We start from the raw sequence: 20,273 nt of genomic DNA on the forward strand, positions 1-20,273 counted from the left end.
AACATGAAGCAACTGAATATTTGTCTGCTTATACTGGCCTGCATACTGACACATGGCTGTGAAAAGAAAGATGGTGAAGAAGCGGCGGCCGTTCCGGTCATCAAAACCGTATGGCCGCAGGAAGGCACGCCGTCCACCATTGTAACGATCCGCGGCAAACACTTCAGCCCTGTGCGTACGGAAAATATGGTACAATTCAATGGTGCAGCGGCCATCGTGATCGAGGCTTCGGCCGGAGAGCTGCAGGTGGTAAGCCCTGCATCCGGCAGCACCGGCCCGATCACCTTATCAGTACGTAATACGGATATAACAGGGCCGGTATTCACCTATACTGAAGCGCCGGAAGAATACACTGTAAAGATATTTGCCGGTAACGGCACGGCCGGGTCGGTGGACGGCGCCCTCGCGGACATCCGGCTGAGAAGCCCCGAAGGCGTAGTGATGGACGCTGCCGGCAACCTGGTGATCACAGACCGGGGCAACAACCGCATCCGCAGGATCACACCCGGCGGGACCATGACCACTGTAGCCGGGGCCGATGCGGCCGGTTATGCGGACGGCGGTGCCGGCAATGCCCGGTTCAGGCTTCCCTGGCGCTCAGCCGTGGACGCAGCCGGTAATATTATTGTAGCGGACCGGGACAATCATTGCATTCGCAGGATCACACCCGATGGCACCGTCAGCACTATTGCCGGAACCGGGACCGCGGGGTTTGCTGACGGCGATAACAATACCGCTCTCTTCAACCAGCCGCTGGATGTGGCCGTGGATGCCGCAGGCAACATTTATGTGGCGGACAACCTGAACCACCGCATCCGCAGGATCGCGCCCGATGGTACGGTGAGCACCATTGCGGGCAACGGCACGGCGGCATTTGCGGATGGCACCGGCGCGGAAGCGCGGTTGCGCAATCCCAGCGGGATCGACATAGATGCGGAAGGAAATGTGCTGGTAGCGGACCGGCTGAACCACCGCATCCGCAGGATCACGCCCCAGGGTGTTGTGACCACCGTTGCGGGAGATGGCACGAAGGGCTTCAGCGACGGAGAAGCGCTGCTCTCCCGGTTCGCGGACCCTTACGGCATTACAACGGACAGCAAAGGCAATATCATTGTTGCCGATCTCAATAATGCAAAGATCAGGAAAATCGATACGGACATGCGTGTCAGCACCATTGCCGGAACCAGCCAGGGCCTGGCGGACGGCGCGGGCATTACCGCGCAGTTCAGGTCTCCGGTGGATGTTTGTGTAGATGCTGCAGACAATATCTACGTGGCCGACCTTGGCAACCATTGCATCCGCAGGATATCCCTGGTCAAATAAACCATGTGCTTCATCGACAAAGAACCGGCATGTTGCAGACAGCATGCCGGTTTTCTATTGTATGGCCGATCCCTGCTGCAACGGAAAAAAAATCTATATTAGTGCCGGAGAAATGTTACCTGATGGCCGGCCTTCTTATGAATAAACCGCGATTTCGAATCACCAATATCTGTTTGACTGTTTTCCTGGTCACCATCATGATGATTACCGGTTGCACCACCGTTCCTGCACCGCAGCAACACCGGAAGGTGTACATCAGTGAAGAGAACGGAAAATATGTGCTTTACCGTAATGACAGCCCTTATGTTATCAAAGGTGCGGCGGGGTTTGAGCAGCTGCAGTACCTGAGGCATGCCGGGGGAAATACCATCCGTACATGGGACACGCTGGACCTTGGCCGGATACTCGATGAAGCGCATGCCAACAATATTGCCGTCATTGCAGGGTTTCCCATGCCATCCAGCAACTACCTCCCCTTTTATAACGATAGCGCCAGAGTAACCCATCAGTATTCCGCCTTCAGGGATATCGTGCAACGATACAGGGCACACCCCGCCCTGCTGATGTGGTGCCTTGGGAACGAAATAGACTTTCCCTACAGCCCGCGGTTCAGGAAATTTTACAAAGCTTATAACCGCCTGCTGAAAATGGTCCATGCAGAGGACCCGGACCATCCCGTTACCACCGCATTGATCAACTTTAACCGCCGGTGCCTGTACAACATACGCTTTAAAGTGACCGGGCTCGATCTTGTTTCCTTCAATATATTTGGTGAGCTGCCCCGCCTGCGGCACAATCTCGATAAATTTTCCTGGTTCTGGAAAGGCCCTTTCCTCGTTTCCGAATGGGGCATCAACGGTCCCTGGGAATCCGCGTCCACCGCATGGGGCGCTCCCGTGGAAAATACCAGCACCAAAAAGGCGGAACAATACCGGCAACTGTACGAACAATTCATGCCGGTGGAGCATCCCCGCTTCCTCGGCGCCTGCATCTTTTATTGGGGCAGCAAACAGGAAGGTACGCACACCTGGTTCAGCCTCTTTTCGGAAGAAGGCGCGGTTTCCGGAACGGTGCAGGAGATGCAGTATCTGTGGACCGGCAAAATGCCGCCGCACAAAGCTCCGGCATTAAAATACATGCTGCTGAACGGCAAAGGAGCGATGGACAATATCATTTTCAGACCAGGTACAACACAGACGGCAGAAGTATTGCCGGACGGCATATCCGGAGATTCCCTGCATGTTCGCTGGGAAATACTGGAGGAAGACTGGTACACGAAGAACAGGTACGAGCCCAATACGCGAAAGCCTGCCGTTCCGGACAGCCTGCAGCTTTCCGCGCGGGAGCTGCAAGCGGTATTCCGTACACCGGCCAAAGAAGGGCCTTACCGGATCTTTGCCACTGTTTTTGACAACTATGGAAATTTCGCAAGCACCAACACACCTTTTTACGTAACAGGCCAATGATCAAAAAAACGGCACCTATCACCCCGCCTTCGCGGAAAGAGCGCCTCACATTGCGGCTGATGATCCTTCTGGGCGTTTGCAGCATCATATACCTGCTGTACCGCCTGTTTGACAAGGGCCAGATCGGCTATGCCCCGTTCTATTGGATACTGATGGCGTGCCTTGTTTTCAATTGCCTGCGGATACTGCACGAATGGTATCATTATTTCTCGATCTCGGTCCCCTCCACACCCGAGCTCCGGTATCCGTTTACGGTAGATGTACTCACAACATTTTGCCCGGGTGAACCGTATTCCATGATCGAGGAAACGCTGACAGCTATTCAGGCGATCCGTTACCCGCATACGACATATCTCTGCGACGAAGCCAATGACCCTTACCTGATCGAAGTCTGCCGGCGCCTGGGTGTAACGCATGTCACCCGCTATACCCATGAAAATGCCAAGGCTGGAAATATCAATAATGCATTACGGCAGGCTAAAGGCGAGCTTTGCGTGGTCATGGACCCGGACCATGTTCCTGCTCCGGATTTCCTGGATGCCATTGTACCGCACTTCAATGATCCGGAAACCGGTTTTGTGCAGATCGTACAGGCCTACAGCAACCTGGGCGACAGCCTCGTAGCCAAAGGGGCGGCGCAGCAAACATTTCAATTCTACGGCCCTATCATGGCCACCATGAATAGTTACGGCACAGTGCTGGCCATCGGCGCCAACTGCACTTTCCGGAGAGCGGCGCTTGACTCCATCGGCGGGCATGCAGCCGGCCTCGCGGAAGATATGCACACCGCCATGCAATTACATGCCAAAGGCTGGAAATCAGTTTACGTACCTGCCGTACTTACAAGGGGGCTGGTGCCTTCTACCCTCTCGGCATATTATACGCAACAACTGAAATGGGCCCGCGGCACGCTGGAACTCCTGGTCACCTCCTATCCACGGCTATTCCGGCATTTTACATGGAGACAGCGGATACATTACGGCACTATCCCCTTGCTGTATTTTTCCGGCATCGTTTTCCTGATCAATTTCCTGATCCCTGTGCTTTCACTGCTGACAGGGCGGATACCTTTCCAGGTGGACATGATCGATTTTGCACTGTTTGGCCTCCCAGCCGTGGCTTCCATTGTACTGATCCGCCACTATGTACAAAGATGGGTGATGGAAGAGACGGAAAGAGGGTTCCACGTCGTCGGTGGCCTGCTCTTCATCGGCACCTGGTGGATCTATATCCTCGGTGTTGTTTATACCCTGATCCGCAAAAAGGTGCCCTACATCCCCACGCCCAAAGACGACAGCGAGCCGGATAACTGGCAACTCAACATACCAAATATCCTGGTACTGCTGATATCTCTGGGCGCCATCATTTATGGATTGTGGTACGATATGAACCCCTATTCCCTTGTGATGGCGGGCATTGCAGGCATCAACTGCCTGATCATGGCATTCAACATCCTGGCCAGCCTGAGGGTCTACCGGCTGTCGGCACAATTCAGCTGGGTAAGAACAGTGCTTGTTTATCCCCTGCTGCTGAAGAAACAATTCTGGCTGTTCAGGCACCTGCATCTGTACACAGGCTTCAGAAAGCTGGGGCTTTCCCTCCTGCTGCTATCTGTCCTGATCACCTGGTACGCTACGGGAACCAGCACTGAGCCGGCGGCAGAAAACACGCCGGCATACCGACAAGGTGCATTCTATACCGGAATATATAGTCCCGGTGAAACCGACGGCCTTACCTCTACCGCCAGGATCAAAGATTATCAGCAACGGTACAATGCCCGTTTTGACATCATATCCCTGTACATCCCCTGGGGCGATGCTCCCGGTTGTTACCCGCAGGATTCTTTGCTGCAGCGGATCTACAGCAGCGGCGCCATGCCGATGATCACCTGGGAACCCTGGGCGGCACTGTTCAACCGCACAACCGCCAACAAGGAACTGGCCGGAGAACAACGGATATTTTCCTATATCCATTCCGGTTTTTTTGATGACTATCTGCATCAATTTGCCAACCGGATAAAAGCACTGAACCGCCCTGTGTTCTTACGCTTTGCGCATGAAGCGGACAATCCGGCATATCCCTGGTCCGCGACCGGCAACAATACGCCCGACGCATTCAAAGCAGCCTGGAAATATGTATGGCACTTTTTTGCACAGGAAGGGGTTGACAATGTTATATGGGTATGGAACCCCTGGCGCCCCGGTGCCGCAGCGGATTACTTTCCCGGGGAGACGTACGTGGACTGGATCGGCGTCACCTGCCTGAATTATGGTCAGCATAATGAAAATGAAACCTCTTATTCCTTCCGGGAGCTTTATACCCCTTTCCACCAGCAACCTGTTTTTCGTTCAGGCCTTCCCGTAATGATAGCAGAGATGGGCTCCCTTGCGGCCGAAGGCAGGCAGACGCAATGGCTGGATGAAGCATTCCGTTCGGTCTCCGGCAACTTCCCGGAGATCAGGGCCGTCGTGCTTTTTGACAGTGACAGGGATAAAAATATCCTGCGGCCGGTGGAAGGGAATGTGCTGGACTGGAGCCTTCAGCAACCGGAACAGGTATTTGCCGCACAACAAAAACAGGTCCCAGTCACTAACAAGCAATTCACATCCGGTATCCGCATCCCCAACAATCCAACCACCCAAACCCGGCGCCTGACGTTCCCGGATACCATCAGGGGATTGAACTATCACAAGGGAGAAAACTGGTTCAGGAACCTGCATGCGCTGACCAGGCGGAGGATCGCCAAAGACCTTCGGGGCATGAAAGCCCTGGGAGCGAATACGATCCGCAGGTACGGACCCGGGGTATATGACAGAAGCATCCTGCGGGAGGCGAAAGACCTGCACATCAATGTTCACTACGGATTCTGGATACCGGAAATAGCCGATATGCACAACACCGCCGAAACACTGGCAAAACTGGAGGAATCGATCATTCAGCAGGTAAAGGAACTGAAACATGACAGCACCATCAAAGCCTGGAATATCGGCAATAATCCCTGGCAGCAACTGGCCAAACGTTACTATAAACCAGGCCTGCAGGCCCACCAGCAACATTGCCTGGCATGGCTGCAGCAACTCACGGCCAGGATCAGGACAATAGACCCCGGCAGGCTGCTGACCCTTGATGTATATCTCACGGAAGATATCGCCGGCACGCTGCACACATTGCATCAGGCCTTGCCGGAGGCGGATGCTTTCGGCGTGGTGATCGACAGGGATTCATCCGGTCTCGCTACCCTCCGGAATGTAAATATTCCGCACTATCTGAGCCAGGTATCCGCGGATATCTATGCCAGCCTGCCGGACAAGGCCCCGTCCGCTTTCATGGTGTCGTGGCAGGACCAGGAAACGCGCGATTTCGTTACGTTCGACGGGCTGCTGGACCATTGGGGAAGGTACAAGCCGGCTTATTATCAGCTGGCCGTATCCTGGCAAAAAACACTACCATCACCAGCCCTGCCTGACATCCGTATCCTTCGCCCGGCCAAAGTGACTTACCCGGGCAGCCGGCTGACCTACCATGCCCTGATCTTTGACCAGGGCGAATGGCAGCTACCCGCATCCACCGGAAAAGACCTTCAGTTTGAGTGGCACCTCGTTAAAACAGACCGTTACGGCAATCCCATATTCCTTGAAAAACTCGGGACAGGCCCATCCCTTACCGTCAGCATCCCCGAAAACCCCGATCATTACCGGCTGTACCTGCAGGCGGTCAGCGGCATGCGGGTAAAAACGGTGCAGTCTACCCTGAATACGCCGCTCAGCTGGTATGCAGGAAACGAGTGACCTGCAATTTCCCTACCGCATAAAATTATAATTCAGCGATATGAACCAGGACACCACGCCCCGATTGCTCATATCGTTCTTCAGCTCCGCATCATCCTTTACCAGGTCGCCTACCTTCAGGTCCGTCAGGTCTTTCCGGTAACCCAATATGCCGCCGCCGCTGAACGAGAACCGGTTGCTGATCGCGAGGCCGCCGCCGAAGGGTACGAGGAAATCATTCACACCGGTAGACAGACCTACCTGCAGGAAAGGATAAAACCAGTCACTGCGCGTTTTGAACAGCATGTTCAGGAATACCGCAGGCCGTACCCGCACATGCGTAGCGCCGGTTTCCGCCACCCGCCTGATGCCTTCCTCTTCTGCTATCGCGTAATTGGGATAACTGAAGCCGGTGTAAAATGCGCCGGTGGATACAAACGGCACGATGGCCTGATCCTTGGCTATGGTGAATTCACAGGTATGATGGGATTTTTCTACTTCATTGCCTTCGATATCCAGTTCCCTTATTTCATACACGAAATTGCGGATGGTCTGCGTTTTCCAGTCGAAGGACGGTGCATTTTCCAGGCGGTAGCCTTTCTTGTCGGTCATGAAATCCCCGGTGAATTTTTTCAGCCGTGTCACCAGCTGATCGTATTTCGTCAGCACTTCCTTCTGCGGATCTGCCTTGCCGGCGAAATTCATTCCGAGCCAGTATGCGGCAGATGAAGAATAGCGGCTGAATGATTCCTTCTCATCCTCCCTTATAAGCGGCCTTATCTTCGCATTAAAATCGTCCGTCAGCAATTGCTGCAAGTGTTTCAAGGCCCCTTCGGCATCCTTGCGGGACTGCTGCAGCGCCTGCAGAACGGCATCTGCATCGCCCAGTTTGCTGCTGAACAGGTCCACGTCCGCCGGGCAGTCGAACAACATCTGCTTCTCGCCGGTGACCCAGCTGTTGAAGACTTTCTTCTCCGTTCCGCTATTGAGAGAAATGGATATTTCGCGGAACAGATAGTCTTCGGTCTTTTTTGTTTGGAGGTTGATGTCCTTTACCAGGGCGTTGAACAGGTTGAAACTGGCGACATCCGACTGCAACAGGTCATAGTCCACCTTGCCTGTAAATTCCTCCGCCCATTGAAAGAGCAGGATCGTTGCCTCGAACTGTTCCAGGTCATCCAGCGAAACCCTCCTTTTCTCCTCCTTTGTGGCCTTTGCAAAGGCCATTAACTTCATTCCCTCCTGTAGCTGCGGCGCTACCGTCGCTCCGGCCAGCGCCTCTCCTTCCGGCAGATTGGAGAGGAACTGCGACAATGCCTGGTACACCGGGTCTTCCACATCCGTAAAACTGGATTTGGTCACATATTTCAGCGGGTTGTAAAACCGTATGTGAAAACCGACGGTATTCCCGTGATTGTTCCGGGCATTGTACAAGGTACTTTTCCTTACACTTCGCCACAATGCGGTATCATTGTCCACCACATACTGAAATTCATCCGTCGCGTCGTTCCAGCGGAGCAGGAGGTTGTCCTTTACCACGGTGCCATGCAGGCGCCGCAGCGTTTCATCGTCCTGCGCGATAGCCTGACTGCTTATAATGGCCAGCAGCAGGACCGGTAACATGTGTTTCATAAGAGAAGATTTAGGGAATGAAGAATACAGCGGATCATTCGGCCCGCTGCGGAGCGGGCGCAAGCAGACCGGCCAGTGCGCCAATGGCCCCGGACCCGATGGCGGTGAAAATGGTCGGCAACTTGCCATCTCCATCGACACTGTCATTGAGCATCAGCACAACGACGCCAAGAATGATCAGGAGGATCGCCGCTCCAAGGGCGGACACCACCAACCGGTAGACCCATACATCATTACGGGGGTTCTTTGGTTCAAACTGCTGAACAGCTTTTAAAGGATCTTCCTTAAATTCGTTCTGGAGCTCGGAGTTTTTTTCCAACTCTTCCTTGAATTGCTTGAAGGTTTGCATTTCTTTGTTCATAGTGGGAGATTTTTATGTCTCAAAGCTACCTTACCCGTGAAAGGCCGTCAACGGGGAAAACACGGTATTAAAGGGGGGTGTTTTCCACGGTGCACTGAGCGAAGTTCCCGTTTCTGCCCGTTTTAGATTAAGTTTACATACTGATTATCAATCAAATGAATAAATCCCAGGCATTATCCCTTTTCCCGGTTCAAAACTCCGGCCTAAATTGATCCCATCATTAAACCTCAATCACTTCATCATGAAAACAACACACCTTTTTGCAGGCGCCTTTTTATCCCTTGGCGTACTCTTTTTAACCAGCTGCCGCAACTGTCCTGATAGCGGTGGTCAGAAGGCTTTGCAGGACTCATTGAGTTCCTACCGGGCGGCATTTTTGCAGGATGAGGCATTCGCGAAGATGTTCGAAGGAGCGGATGACGATGGGCAGGAAGTGCGGCTATCAGAAGCCAGGCAATGCATCGCCCTTTACGAGGAAGAAATGAAAAAACGCGGGATACTGCATAAAGACTCCAGCTTCAGCCCGCCCATTGTTATCAACAACAGGATGGACATTACCTATGCCGTCAAATTCAACGGCTTCAAATTCAAGGAGTGGATGCTGCGCCGGTATTATGGCAGAACCGGAGAGGTCCATTTCAAACTGGCTTTCGGTATTTACACGCCTGCATTCCTGAGCACTTATTTCCCAAATAGTCCCACTGCCAGGGGAAGCAGGTTGAACAGGATCACAGCTTTTGTCATTCCTTATTCCACAGATTCCACCCAATCGCTGAGAGACGACGAATTTGCCTATAACCTCGGCGGATTAGAACCCTGACCCATGCAACTTTACACCTACCAATACTTCCAGTTACTAAGCCTGCTGCTGGCAATCATTTGCTACAGCGGGCTTGGTAGATACCGGCTGTCCATGTTTCTGCCCATGCTGTTGATCGTTAACCTGATAGAGATCACCGGCACCAATTACCGCATGCTGGGCTGGCTCCCCTGGCTGTCCAACCATGCGATATACAATTACAACCTGCTGCTGGAAACACCGCTCCGGCTTTACCTGTTTGGACAAATGCTGCAGCTCCGGCCGAACGAGCGGCATACCTTCACCGGCATCGCCTTTATGTGTTTGCTCGTGATCGTACTGAACTACCTGTTTTTGCAGGGACCGGCCGTATTCAATACTTTTTCCTTAATATTGATACAGATCGTCACCATTGTGCTTTCCTGCTTTGTCTTGTTGCGGCTGGCCCTGAAAGAAGATATACAGTCAAGTCTCTGGAAAGACCCCTATTTCTGGATCAACGCAGGATTGCTGCTTTTTGCCCTGATCACGCTGGTATTACTTGGATTGCAGCAGTTCCTGCAGGCGCAAAAAGTGATGCTTTGGGGAAAAAGCCTGTACAAAGTCATCATGCCCGTCCCGAATATCATATTATACCTGTGTTACAGTTACGCATTTATATTATGCAAGACAGTCAAAGCCAGATAATCATCATCATTATCGCCATAACGGTGGTACTGCTTTTCATCGGGATACTTTTCCTGGTGATGATATGGTCTTACAACAACAAGAAGATGCAGATGGCGCGTGAAAAGCAGCAGATACAGGATGCTTTTGAGAAACAATTGCTGCAATCGCGGCTGGAAATGCAGGAAGAAACCTTTAACAACATCAGCCAGGAGATACACGACAATGTAGGCCAGTTGCTCAGCTTTGCCAAGGTGCAGCTGAATATCATGGAGCAGCAGGCCGCTAAAGGGCCGGAGGATATCAAAGCGGTAAAAGAAACGATCGGCACCGCCTTCAGCGCATTGCGCAACATTGCCAGAAGCCTGAGCAGTGACAGGATACAATCTTTCAGTTTGACCGAGAATATCCGGGAAGAGATACGGCGGATGGAACGCGCCGGGATCAGCATCGGCTTTACCGTAGAAGATACCGAACAACCGGTTAACCCCCAGTCCAAACTCCTGCTGTTCCGCATGATACAGGAAGCCCTGCAGAATATCCTCAAACACAGCAGCGCTACCAGCGTTGATATCCGCTTCTCATACCTTCCGGAGCGCCTGCATATCGTAGTGCGGGACAATGGCGCGGGGTTCGATGTAGACCAGGAGATCAGCAAAAAAGAAGGCCTTGGCCTGCAGAATATCCTCAACCGGGCGCGCCTGATCGGTGGTACGGCGTCCATCACGAGCCAGCCCGCGGAAGGAACATCCATTCACATAACCGCACCATATGCCTGATACCAGATATATCGCTATTGTAGACGATCATACCATGTTCCGCAAAGGCCTGGCAGCGCTGATCAACCTGTTCCCCCGGCATGAAGTGCTGTTTGAGGCATCCGATGGCCGGGAAATGATCGAGCGGCTGAAATATCAGCGCCTGCCGGATATTATCCTCCTGGATGTGACCATGCCCGGAATGGACGGGTATGAAACGGCCGACTGGCTGCGTACCCATCATCCGGATATACATGTGCTGGCGCTCAGCACCATGGAATCCGAGATCGCCATCATTAAAATGGTGCGCCACGGCGCCAAAGGCTATATCCTCAAAGATGCCGAACCGGATGAGCTGAAACTCGCCTTTTCCGAAGTATGCGCGAAAGGCTTTTTCTTCAACGATCTCATCACCCGGAAGGTCATGCAATCCATTACCCAGCTGGTGAATGAAAACTCGCCGCTGAATACCTTCGTAAAGTTGTCGCAACGTGAACTGGATTTTATCCGCAAGGCCTGCAGTGAAAAAAGCTACCAGGAGATCGCCAAAGAAATGTTCGTCAGCGAAAGAACAGTGGACGGATACCGGGAAGCGCTGTTCCGGAAGCTGAATGTCTCCACCCGTGTGGGACTGGTGATGTATGCGGTGAAGAATAACCTGGTGGTGCTTTGAGCAAATAGCGTACAGCAAACGGAATAAGAAGGGCTGTATCAAGATCGCATTACTTTTGATACAGCCCTTAATAGCATGACTAAAGTACTTGCAACACCCTAGGCCGGCAATTTCAGCACCTGCCCGGCTTTCTCCAGTCTTGCCGCCAGTTTCGCATAATCAAGTTGCTGCACCGTTACGCCTTCTTCTATTGCCAGTGCCGCAGCAATGCCCGCGCTCTGCCCAAGCACGATCCATGCCGGTTCTACCCTGACGGAGGAGAATGCCACATGCGAAGAAGAAAGGCATACCGGTACCAGCAGATTACTGCACTCCGCCGCTTTCGGCGTAATGGCGCGGTAGGGCATCTGGTAAGGCGGCCCGATCTTCCTTGTTTTCAGATGTTTCGGGAAGATGGTGCCTTCGTTGATAAAACCATCTTCCGTGGCAATGCGCTGGCAATCGTGAGAATCTATCGGGAAGGAACCGATGCCTATGGAATCCGGCTTCGCCAGATCATGCAGTATATCCTTCTCCGTTAGAAAATATTCTCCTTCCATTCTTCGCGCTTCCCGCACATACAACACAGGCGGAAAATGCCCGAAGGAAGTGAATTCATCCTTTGCATAACCCAGTCCGTCCATCTGCTTCCGGACCTTCTCCGGTATGTCCGGATCGGTTGTCAGGAAATGAAAAAGCCCTTTGCAATATTCCGTATGTGCGTCCCATATAGCCTGCCGCTGACGCGCCGAACCGTCGGGATAACCGGCATTCAGCCCTACCAGTCCAATTGACAATTGCAGCCCGATGCCATTGTTGCCGTCCAGCTTATTGCCGGGCAGCGGGTAAAGATCGATCAGGCGTTCCGTATCCGGATAGGCTTTCAGGTAGCGGCGGATCAGTTCATATGCTGCGGGGTCGTAGTTCTCCGGTTTCGTAAAGGGTACGCGGTTGGCGGGATCCCTGGTGAAACAGAAGCGGAAGCTGTAGGTCATGATCATGTTATCCCCCTGCCCTTCGGGGGCCAGGCGGGTGGTGGAGATGTACGGCAAAGGTTTCCCCTGCGCATCATACACATCCAGCTTTACCGGTTTTTTCGGATAGATGGCGCCGGCCAGCGGTTCATTGAACTCGTCCCTGCTTTCGCGGCCCACCCGGTATTTCACCCCGGCGGCGGCCATCAGGTCACCTTCATAACTCGCATCGATGAACACCTTTCCGGAGAATGTTTTGCCGGACAAGGTGCGCAGCGACCGGATGGCCGTGCCTTTACGCTTTACGCGGCGCAACGTTTCGCCCAACATCACTGTCACCCCTGCTTCGTCCAGCATCTGGTGGAAAATGCGTTCTGCTACATGCGGTTCATACGTCCATGGCTTGTTATCTTTTACGCTGACGCTGTATGGCAATTTGACGCCTTTGCCGGTATAATGATTTTCCACCCGCAGATGGAATTCCTCGAATATTCCTTTCAGCGCTTCGCGGGCCATCTGGTTGGAATCGCTGAAGCTCAGCCCTCCGCTCATCACGCCTCCTGCTATCGGAAGCGGTTCTATCAGCACAGCCCGTTTCCCTTCCCGGCCCGCTGCTACCGCTGCGGCAATACCGGCGGGTGTGGCACCATATATCACCACATCAAAATCATGCTGCAGGCCGCTCAGCTTCATCACAAAATCGGCGGCACTGGCTTTACCTGTTGAAAACAACTGCGGCAGTACCGTTGCTGCGAGCAGGGATGAACGGATGAATGTACGGCGGTCCTGTCCGGCGCCGGCATTTTGTTGATCAATTCCTGTTTTATGTTTCATCTGTTAATATAATTTTTCACGGGTCAGATGGAATGTTATTGCATCTGTTAATATAATTTTTCACGGGGCAGATGGAATGTTATTGCATCAATTCATGTTTTAATTATACCCCGGGTTCTGGTCCTGCGCAGGATCCAGCGCCTTATTGTAATTCATTTCCGAACGCGGGATCGGCCAGAGATAATTTTTCTCGGCGATAGAAAGACCTTTCACCGCCATGATGATCTCCTCTGCCCTGCCGGTACGTTTCAGCTCCAGCCAGCGTTTGCCTTCGAACTGGAATTCGTAGCTGCGCTCCTTCATCACCAGGTCCAGGAAACTGCCGGCGTTATAATCCTGCCAGTTAAAATCAACCGGCGAGGGCGTTTCCGGATCGAAGCCATAAGCGCGGCGATGCACTTTGTTCAGCGCTTCCATGGCGTCAGCAGTAGGCCCATTGCCGGCGCGGCTGGCGGCTTCCGCGTAGATGAGCAGCAATTCGGAATACCGGTAAATGGGCAGATCATTCCCCGCGCCCCGCTGGCTGACCGCCTGATTGTCCCGGTACTTGCTGCTCACGAGCGAATTGGCGCCCAGCCCGATATTAATATTGTTCCATAGCCCTTTCCGGAAATCGGCATCATCCCAGGTCTGGTACACGGGGTTGCGGTTGTCGCCATAAATAGCATAAGCCCCGCCAAAGTTGAAGTAACCGGTACTTGGGTGATTGGTGATCCAGAGCATGTAGTTGCCCTGTCCGTCCTGCCGCATATATTTCATGTAGAAGATCTCTTCCGGTGTGGTGATCACAGCCGGGCCGTATATTTTCTGATAGTCAGCGGTACTGGCCACCGGTACAAGCGCGTATTTGCCCGCAGTGATCACTTCCTGCGCTTTATCCCTTGCATCCTCGTAACGTTCCAGTTGCAGGTACACATCCGCCAGCAGGGTCTTGGCCGCCCATTTGGAGGGGCGCCCGGTTTGCGGTGCATTGTCCGGCAGGTCCGTTTCCGCTATTTCCAGATCTTCCAGGATCAGTGCGTATATCTCTTCCGGCGTGCTTCTAGGCAGATCGGTTTCCGAAATATTGTTCTCCGTGCGGAGCAGTACACCACCCCAGTTACGGACCAGATGGAAATAGCTGAACGCCCGCAGGAAACGCGCTTCACCTACGTACCGGGTAATGTCCGTTTCACTGATGGCGTTGCCGTTGGGGGCGTTGCGGATCACAAAGTTGGCGTTCCGGATGCTGAGATAAAAATCACTCCAGAACCCGCTCACACGGGTGGTATTCACATCATTCAATCCCTGGTATTCGTTCATCTGCGCCCAGCTGCCGCGGCCATAACCGTAATCCGACTGGCATTCCAGCGTGGCAATATAATTGGGTATGGTATTGGCCCGCAGGGGCGTATAAATCGCATTCACGGCTGATTCCACTTCTTCCCTGGTATTGTAAAAAGTTTCAACAGCCACTGTCTTCGGCCGCTCCTCCAGCGATTTCTGACAGGAAATCAGCGATAGCGGCAATATAAACTTCAGTAATATATCTCTGGTATTTTTCATGGCACATCGTTTAGTCGTTCAAGTGATTCTAGAAACCGGCCCTGATGCCGAAGGTGAAAGATCGCGCTGTGGGATAACTGTAATTGTCATATCCCTGTGCGGTTGAGTTCTCGCCGCCATTGGAATTCACCTCCGGGTCCCACCAGGAATATTTGGTGAACGTGAGCAGGTTCTGCCCGCTGGCGTATATCCGCAGGTTTCGCAGCCAGTTGATCCCCGCTTTCTGTACCGGAAGGTCATACCCCAGTTCCACATTTCTCAGCCGCATGTAGGAACCATCTTCCACAAACCTGTCCGATGCCCTTACCGTAGTGTTATAGCTGATGACGGGATATTTCGCATTCGGACTGGAAGGCGTCCAGTGGTTCTCGTAGACCTCCCGCGGCATATTCAGGCCAAAACCATAATCGATCGTATTGCCGATTGAGCTGATATTGAAGATGTCGTTACCCTGCGAACCCTGTATAAAAATGCTTAAGGAGAAATTGCGGTAAGACATGTTCGAATTGATGCCATAGATGAAATCCGGGTTGGGATCACCAATATAGGTCTTGTCCTGCGCAGTGATCGATCCGTCCTTATCCACATCCACAAAACGGATACGGCCATTGTCGTCATACCCGTCCTCCAGGTATCCCCAGAAACGGCCGATCGGCTGGCCTTCCCGGAGGATGTTGCTGATATCGCTCACAACAACGGCATTCACGCTTCCGCCCAGGATATCTTCGCCGTCATACAGTTTCAGCACTTTATTACGGTTCATGGAGATGTTCGTGTTCAGGTCCCATTTAAATGCACCGGTCAATATCCTGGCATCCACACCGAACTCAAATCCCTGGTTCCTGACCTCGCCCACATTGCGCACCGTTCTCTGGAAGCCCATGGAAGATGGCAGGATCACATTGTTGAGCAGGTCCTTTGTCGTCTTTACATAATAATCCGCGGTGACTACTACCCTGTTGTCCAGTATGCCGATATCCAACCCTATATCCTTCTGTTCGGTGGTCTCCCATTTCAGGTCACCTGGCAACACGGTGCCGGGCGCGTAGGTAGTGGCGAGCGCATCGTCAAACACGGTTTTCCCGGAGCCAAGCTGGTTAAGCGTGGCATATGGACTGATGGCCTGGCTGCCGGTATAGCCCCAGCTGGCACGGAGCTTCAGGTCTGAGAAGAAACCGATATCCTTCAGGAAATCTTCCTCCGAAACACGCCATGCAATGGCTGCGGAAGGAAACCCTCCCCATTTATTGCCCTCACTGTAACGGGAAGATCCATCCTGCCGGAAACTGATCGTTGCCAGGTATTTATTGTCGTAACTGTAGTTCACCCTTGCCAGCAATGATACGAGGGCTGATTTTGCATACCCTGAACCGGGTATGCCCGGCGCATCGGCCGCTCCCAGATCATAGGTTTGGGACGCATCGCTCAGAAAGCCAACGCCTCTGCCGTTGACAAAGGTGGTCAGAAAGTCCTGGTAGGTAAAACCCGCTACAGCTGCAATATTGTGCTTGCCTGCGGTTTTATTATAGCTGATGGTGTTCTCGCTCAGCAGGCTGGTGAACTGGCTGGCGCCCACGCTGGCCACACCCTGGGAATTGACGAAGCGGGTGGTGGTGTACGTGTCGGTCCGGTCGTCCCGGTTCTCTATGCCGCCGGAGATCTTCACGGTAAAATCAGGCAGCGGATGATAGATCAGTGCGGCATTCGCCAGTACCACATTCGCTTTGGTGCTGGTCGTCTGCTCATTGATAAAATTGATGGGATTGATAAGATCTGTTGCGATGAAAGGATAAGCCGTTGCCAGTACCCGGTAAGAGCCGTCATCGTTATAAGGCGTCAGCGTGGGCGGCGCTGAAATAGCCGCGGCGATCATGGAATTGCCCCGGCTTCCACCGCGACTATCCTTACGGTCTGTCTGCAAACGGGAGAAGGTGCCGGAGAAATTGACGCTGAACTTTTTGCTGATCTCATGATTGATATTGGTGCGCAGGGAATAGCGGTTATAATCGCTGCCCTTTACAATGCCGTTCTGTGCAAATACGCTGCCGGAAAGGGAGAACTGCGTTTTTTCATTCCCGCCGCTGACGTTCAGGCTGGTCAGCTGCATGGGAGCGGTCTGGAATACCAGGTCCTGCCAGTCATACCCTTCCCCGAAATTATCGATCTGTTCCTGCGTGAAATAGGGTTGCTGGTTATCGTTCACTGCCCTTTCATTATAGAAAATGGCATATTCCTTTGCGTTCATCAGGTCCAGTTTTTTACGCAGGGATTGCGTGCTGTAGCTGGTTTCGAAGTCCACTTTCGTTTTACCCGCTTTCCCTCTTTTGGTGGTGATGAGCACAACGCCGTTGGCGCCGCGGGAACCGTAGATCGCTGTGGCGGACGCATCTTTGAGGATGTCGATGGTCTCGATGTCCATATTGTTGAGCACGGTTGGATTGGTACCGGACACCGGAAAACCGTCCACCACATACAAAGGCTCGTTACTGCCCATGATGGAGTTGGTGCCCCTGATCCGTACGCTCACCGGGCCACCGGGCGAACCGTTGTTCTGCAGCACATGTACACCGGCGGCGCGGCCGGAAAGCGCCTGCAACACGTTGGCGGCAGGCACGGCATTGATCTCTCTGGACTTCACCTGGGTCAGCGAACCGGTAAGGTCTTTTTTCATCACTGTACCATAACCTACTACCACTACTTCGTTCAATCCTTCATTGGATGGCTGCAGCGTGATGTTAAAAACCGTTGTTGTGCCTACCGGGCGTTCCTGCCGGGCGAAGCCCAGGTAGGAGAATTCCAGCACGGCGTCACTGCCGGACACGGTGATGCTGAACTTCCCGTCGTTATCCGTGACGGTACCGGCAGAAGTGCCTTTTACCTGCACCGTAACCCCGGGCAGCGCCTGCCCCTTGTCATCGCTGACCAGTCCGCTGACCGGTATGGATGGCACCGTATCCCGTGTAGCGGGACGTTCATACAATTTGACGATCACGGTCTTTTCCACGATGTTGTACGCCAGCGGCTGATCTTTCATGACCAGGCGCAGCACCTCATCCAGCGTGGCATCCTGTACGGAAACGGAAACCGGCCTGGCAGAAGCCAGCACTTTGTTGCTGTAGAGAAAATCGTAGCCCGTTTGTTTGCGGATATCCTGGAATACCTGCCGGATGGCGGCATCCTTCCTGGAAAGGGTGATCCGCTGTTGCGAAAAGCCTTCAGCGCTTGATTCCATAAGAAAAGTCAGCAGAAGGATGGTTGTTAATCGCATACGCCATAAGATTTTGGATCGGTAAGAGCGCTTTATGCAATAGTCTTTGCAGCGTGCATAAATTTGCATACTTTTAAAAAGTTTAGGTGTGGAATGATGAATTCTGTCCGGAATTTTTAATGAAGCACCTGATCGGCCGGGAACACTTCCGATGTCCCGGCTTTTTCATGCGTGGCAGAAGCTTATGTTTTCATACGTGGTGTATTTATGATGTATATATCGATGTGGAACCTGGATCAGCGCCGGCCGCTTACCGTCACCTTTCTCCCCGTAGTGCTGAAATGCACTTCTCCCGTTAACTCAAGCATCCTGAATACCTGCGACGCGTTGACGCTCTTGCGGATATTCCCGTTGAGAAAAACGCGCAGGGAATCTTCATAACTGATCTCTACATTGTACCATCTGGACAATTGCCGCATGATGCTGTAGATGTCTGTATTGGAAAAATAAAATTCGTTGTTCTTCCAGGCAATCGCCTCTTCCAGGCTGGCCTTGCCCACCCGGATATCCTCCGGCAACGCCCTGTCCATCACTGCCTGCTGGCCCGGTGAAAGCATGGTCGTCCTGCTCCGGCTGGTAACCTTTACACTTCCTGTTACCAGGGTGGTTTTAATGAACGGCTCATCCTGGTAGGCCATGATATTGAAACTTGTGCCCAGCACTTCCACCGTTCTTTCCGGCGCACCATCCGGCTGCAGCAGCCTCACCCTGAAGGGCCTGGACGCATTCGGCGCCACCTCAAAGAACGCTTCGCCGTTCAGCACCACTTCCCTTTCCTTTCCCGGAAAAGCCACCGGGAACCGCAGGGAGGAAGCCGCATTCAATAAAACAGCAGTACCGTCAGGCAATACCACTTCATATCTGCCCCCTTTGGGTGTGGTGAGGGTATTATACTGCACGATGCCCGCGGCCTCATTCTCCACCTGGTAAGCCAGCTTTCCGCCGGCCTGTTTCATCACAATGGTATGGCCCTGTTTGGACAGGGAACCGGCGCCTGTGCTGTCCAGCGTAATGGTAGAGCCATCCGCGAGCGTCAGCACCGCATTGTCGGATCCGGGCGGTATCTCCTCCGGAAGGGTAGTTATATTTTCGATCAATGATTGCGGGCCTTCCCGCTGCTGCATCAGGTAAAAACCACCGCCGGCCAGTAAAATTGCGCCCATCACAGCCGCGGCCAGCCACATCCTGTGCAGGACAGGCCGTTTTAGCGGCATTTCCTTTCCTGCGTCATCCGGCAACCGGTCCATATACGCGATGATATACTCATCCAGCACTCCCTGCTGCTGCAGGTGAAAAAAAACTTCCAGCTCCTCATCCGAGGCCTGGTTCTTCATATATCTTTCCACCAGCTGGTGATAAAATGCTTTTTCTTCCATGGGCTTCATGACAATATGCTACACTGCAACACTACCCGATCACGCAGGCTTAGCGGCAGCTTGTAACTATACGACAAAAAAAACGGTGCTGAGGGTACCCCAGGGGAGAAAAAAAAATTTAAAGGCGGTGTATAAAAGTGAGGAGCAGGCCGAAAGAAATGCCCAGGTCCCTTTCTGCGGCGGATCGCAACGTTTTCATGGACCTTACCATATGCTTCTTGACAGCATTCCGGGAGATGCCCAGGCGCCGGGCCACATCTTCATAACTGTACTGCTGATCCCTGCAAAGACGGAATACCTTCCGGGTCTGCGGCGGCAGGGTTTCCAGTATCCGGGAAAAATGGTCCAGGTATGCCTGGGTGAGCATACCTTCTTCTGTATCGTTGCGCAGTGCTGAAAAATGATGGATGATCTCTGCCTTCACCGCAAGTTCGGATGAAGCCCGTTTCAGGCAATTCAGCGCATGATTGCGTGCGGAGATAAATACATATCCCTTCAGCGACTGCACGTTCGCAAACTGCTGTTGCGCTTCCCAGAGACTGATAAAGGTCTCCTGGGCCAGATCTTCCGCCAGTGCGGGCGATTTGACCAGTTGCTGAATGAATTGCGCCACAGGCCGGTAATAGCGGTCATACAGCAACGCAAAAGCCTGCTCGTCCCCTTTCGAAAGGCGAATCAGCAGTTCTTTGTCATCGTAATATGAAATATGCGCTGTCAATACCGTGGAATTTGCATGGTTGGTTAGTTAAAGCTACAAAAAACCGGCTAATCGGGCAAAGAAACACAGGGAATGGCCCAAAACGGCTATAGCGGCTCCGGTACTGTTATTTTTACAAACCCGTGAAAAAATCG

The 20,273-nt window shown here is 52.9% G+C and carries 14 protein-coding genes; 7 read left to right on the forward strand and 7 right to left on the reverse strand.

Features of this window, described 5'->3' with window-relative positions; translation table 11 throughout:
- The first annotated feature begins 3 nt into the window (after positions 1-3).
- From FW415_RS19610 to FW415_RS19620, 3 genes are all read left to right on the forward strand, one after another.
- A complete protein-coding gene (locus tag FW415_RS19610) occupies positions 4-1,323 on the forward strand; it encodes an IPT/TIG domain-containing protein (protein ID WP_168208902.1) in 1,320 nt (439 codons plus the stop codon).
- Between the two features lie 173 nt (positions 1,324-1,496).
- Positions 1,497-2,789, forward strand: a complete 1,293-nt coding sequence (locus FW415_RS19615; protein ID WP_210420739.1) for a glycoside hydrolase family 2 TIM barrel-domain containing protein — start codon at positions 1,497-1,499, stop codon at positions 2,787-2,789.
- Positions 2,786-6,577 carry a glycosyltransferase gene (locus FW415_RS19620; protein ID WP_168208903.1) on the forward strand — a complete coding sequence of 1,264 codons (3,792 nt, stop codon included), beginning with the start codon at positions 2,786-2,788 and terminating at the stop codon, positions 6,575-6,577. Before FW415_RS19615 ends, FW415_RS19620 begins: the two co-directional genes overlap by 4 nt.
- A gap of 12 nt (positions 6,578-6,589) precedes the next feature.
- Here FW415_RS19620 and FW415_RS19625 read toward each other — a convergent pair whose 3' ends face one another.
- Both FW415_RS19625 and FW415_RS19630 read right to left on the reverse strand, forming a co-directional pair.
- A complete protein-coding gene (locus FW415_RS19625; RefSeq protein ID WP_148388433.1) occupies positions 6,590-8,188 on the reverse strand; it encodes a hypothetical protein in 1,599 nt (532 codons plus the stop codon).
- Between the two features lie 34 nt (positions 8,189-8,222).
- Positions 8,223-8,549 (reverse strand): hypothetical protein, encoded by a 327-nt coding sequence (locus tag FW415_RS19630; protein ID WP_148388435.1) that lies wholly within the window; start codon positions 8,547-8,549, stop codon positions 8,223-8,225.
- Between the two features lie 241 nt (positions 8,550-8,790).
- Here FW415_RS19630 and FW415_RS19635 point away from each other — a divergent pair, with 241 nt between their 5' ends.
- Genes FW415_RS19635 through FW415_RS19650 form a run of 4 tightly spaced genes read left to right on the forward strand, consistent with a single transcriptional unit; the run spans position 8,791 to position 11,445 of the window.
- Positions 8,791-9,369, forward strand: coding sequence for a hypothetical protein (locus FW415_RS19635; RefSeq protein ID WP_148388438.1), 579 nt, complete (start codon positions 8,791-8,793; stop codon positions 9,367-9,369).
- 3 nt (positions 9,370-9,372) lie between these two features.
- Complete coding sequence (locus FW415_RS19640; protein ID WP_148388440.1) at positions 9,373-10,035, forward strand: hypothetical protein; 663 nt, start codon at positions 9,373-9,375, stop codon at positions 10,033-10,035.
- Positions 10,011-10,793, forward strand: a complete 783-nt coding sequence (locus FW415_RS19645; RefSeq protein WP_148388442.1) for a sensor histidine kinase — start codon at positions 10,011-10,013, stop codon at positions 10,791-10,793. Before FW415_RS19640 ends, FW415_RS19645 begins: the two co-directional genes overlap by 25 nt.
- Positions 10,786-11,445, forward strand: coding sequence for a response regulator transcription factor (locus FW415_RS19650; RefSeq protein ID WP_148388444.1), 660 nt, complete (start codon positions 10,786-10,788; stop codon positions 11,443-11,445). The genes FW415_RS19645 and FW415_RS19650 overlap by 8 nt, the downstream gene beginning before the upstream one ends.
- 98 nt (positions 11,446-11,543) lie before the next feature.
- Here the strand turns inward: FW415_RS19650 and FW415_RS19655 are convergent, their stop codons facing one another.
- The 5 genes from FW415_RS19655 to FW415_RS19675 all read right to left on the reverse strand — a co-directional run bounded on the left by FW415_RS19655 (position 11,544) and on the right by FW415_RS19675 (position 20,139).
- Entirely contained in the window at positions 11,544-13,232 is a 1,689-nt protein-coding gene (locus FW415_RS19655; protein WP_210420740.1) for an FAD-dependent oxidoreductase, read from the reverse strand.
- 99 nt (positions 13,233-13,331) lie between these two features.
- Positions 13,332-14,777, reverse strand: a complete 1,446-nt coding sequence (locus tag FW415_RS19660) for a RagB/SusD family nutrient uptake outer membrane protein (RefSeq protein WP_148388446.1) — start codon at positions 14,775-14,777, stop codon at positions 13,332-13,334.
- Positions 14,778-14,805: 28 nt separating this feature from the next.
- A complete protein-coding gene (locus tag FW415_RS19665; RefSeq protein WP_148388447.1) occupies positions 14,806-18,045 on the reverse strand; it encodes a TonB-dependent receptor in 3,240 nt (1,079 codons plus the stop codon).
- A gap of 236 nt (positions 18,046-18,281) precedes the next feature.
- The gene (locus FW415_RS19670) at positions 18,282-19,421 is read right to left on the reverse strand and encodes a FecR family protein (RefSeq protein WP_168208904.1); all 1,140 of its coding nucleotides are present in this window, start codon (positions 19,419-19,421) and stop codon (positions 18,282-18,284) included.
- A 118-nt stretch (positions 19,422-19,539) separates the two neighbouring features.
- Positions 19,540-20,139, reverse strand: a complete 600-nt coding sequence (locus FW415_RS19675; protein ID WP_148388452.1) for an RNA polymerase sigma factor — start codon at positions 20,137-20,139, stop codon at positions 19,540-19,542.
- Between the last annotated feature and the right edge of the window lie 134 nt (positions 20,140-20,273).

Origin of the sequence: Chitinophaga sp. XS-30, assembly GCF_008086345.1 — a bacterium.
Classification (GTDB): domain Bacteria; phylum Bacteroidota; class Bacteroidia; order Chitinophagales; family Chitinophagaceae; genus Chitinophaga.

What these genes read in the sequence shown, in the direction of transcription:
- FW415_RS19650 (WP_148388444.1), top strand. Translation starts at nt 10,786, where the DNA reads ATGCCTGATACCAGATATATCGCTATTGTAGACGATCATACCATGTTC.
- FW415_RS19610 (WP_168208902.1), top strand. Translation starts at nt 4, where the DNA reads ATGAAGCAACTGAATATTTGTCTGCTTATACTGGCCTGCATACTGACA.
- FW415_RS19620 (WP_168208903.1), top strand. Translation starts at nt 2,786, where the DNA reads ATGATCAAAAAAACGGCACCTATCACCCCGCCTTCGCGGAAAGAGCGC.
- FW415_RS19655 (WP_210420740.1), bottom strand. Translation starts at nt 13,232, where the DNA reads ATGAAACATAAAACAGGAATTGATCAACAAAATGCCGGCGCCGGACAG.
- FW415_RS19640 (WP_148388440.1), top strand. Translation starts at nt 9,373, where the DNA reads ATGCAACTTTACACCTACCAATACTTCCAGTTACTAAGCCTGCTGCTG.
- FW415_RS19660 (WP_148388446.1), bottom strand. Translation starts at nt 14,777, where the DNA reads ATGAAAAATACCAGAGATATATTACTGAAGTTTATATTGCCGCTATCG.
- FW415_RS19670 (WP_168208904.1), bottom strand. Translation starts at nt 19,421, where the DNA reads ATGGAAGAAAAAGCATTTTATCACCAGCTGGTGGAAAGATATATGAAG.
- FW415_RS19625 (WP_148388433.1), bottom strand. Translation starts at nt 8,188, where the DNA reads ATGAAACACATGTTACCGGTCCTGCTGCTGGCCATTATAAGCAGTCAG.
- FW415_RS19645 (WP_148388442.1), top strand. Translation starts at nt 10,011, where the DNA reads ATGCAAGACAGTCAAAGCCAGATAATCATCATCATTATCGCCATAACG.
- FW415_RS19630 (WP_148388435.1), bottom strand. Translation starts at nt 8,549, where the DNA reads ATGAACAAAGAAATGCAAACCTTCAAGCAATTCAAGGAAGAGTTGGAA.
- FW415_RS19635 (WP_148388438.1), top strand. Translation starts at nt 8,791, where the DNA reads ATGAAAACAACACACCTTTTTGCAGGCGCCTTTTTATCCCTTGGCGTA.
- FW415_RS19665 (WP_148388447.1), bottom strand. Translation starts at nt 18,045, where the DNA reads ATGCGATTAACAACCATCCTTCTGCTGACTTTTCTTATGGAATCAAGC.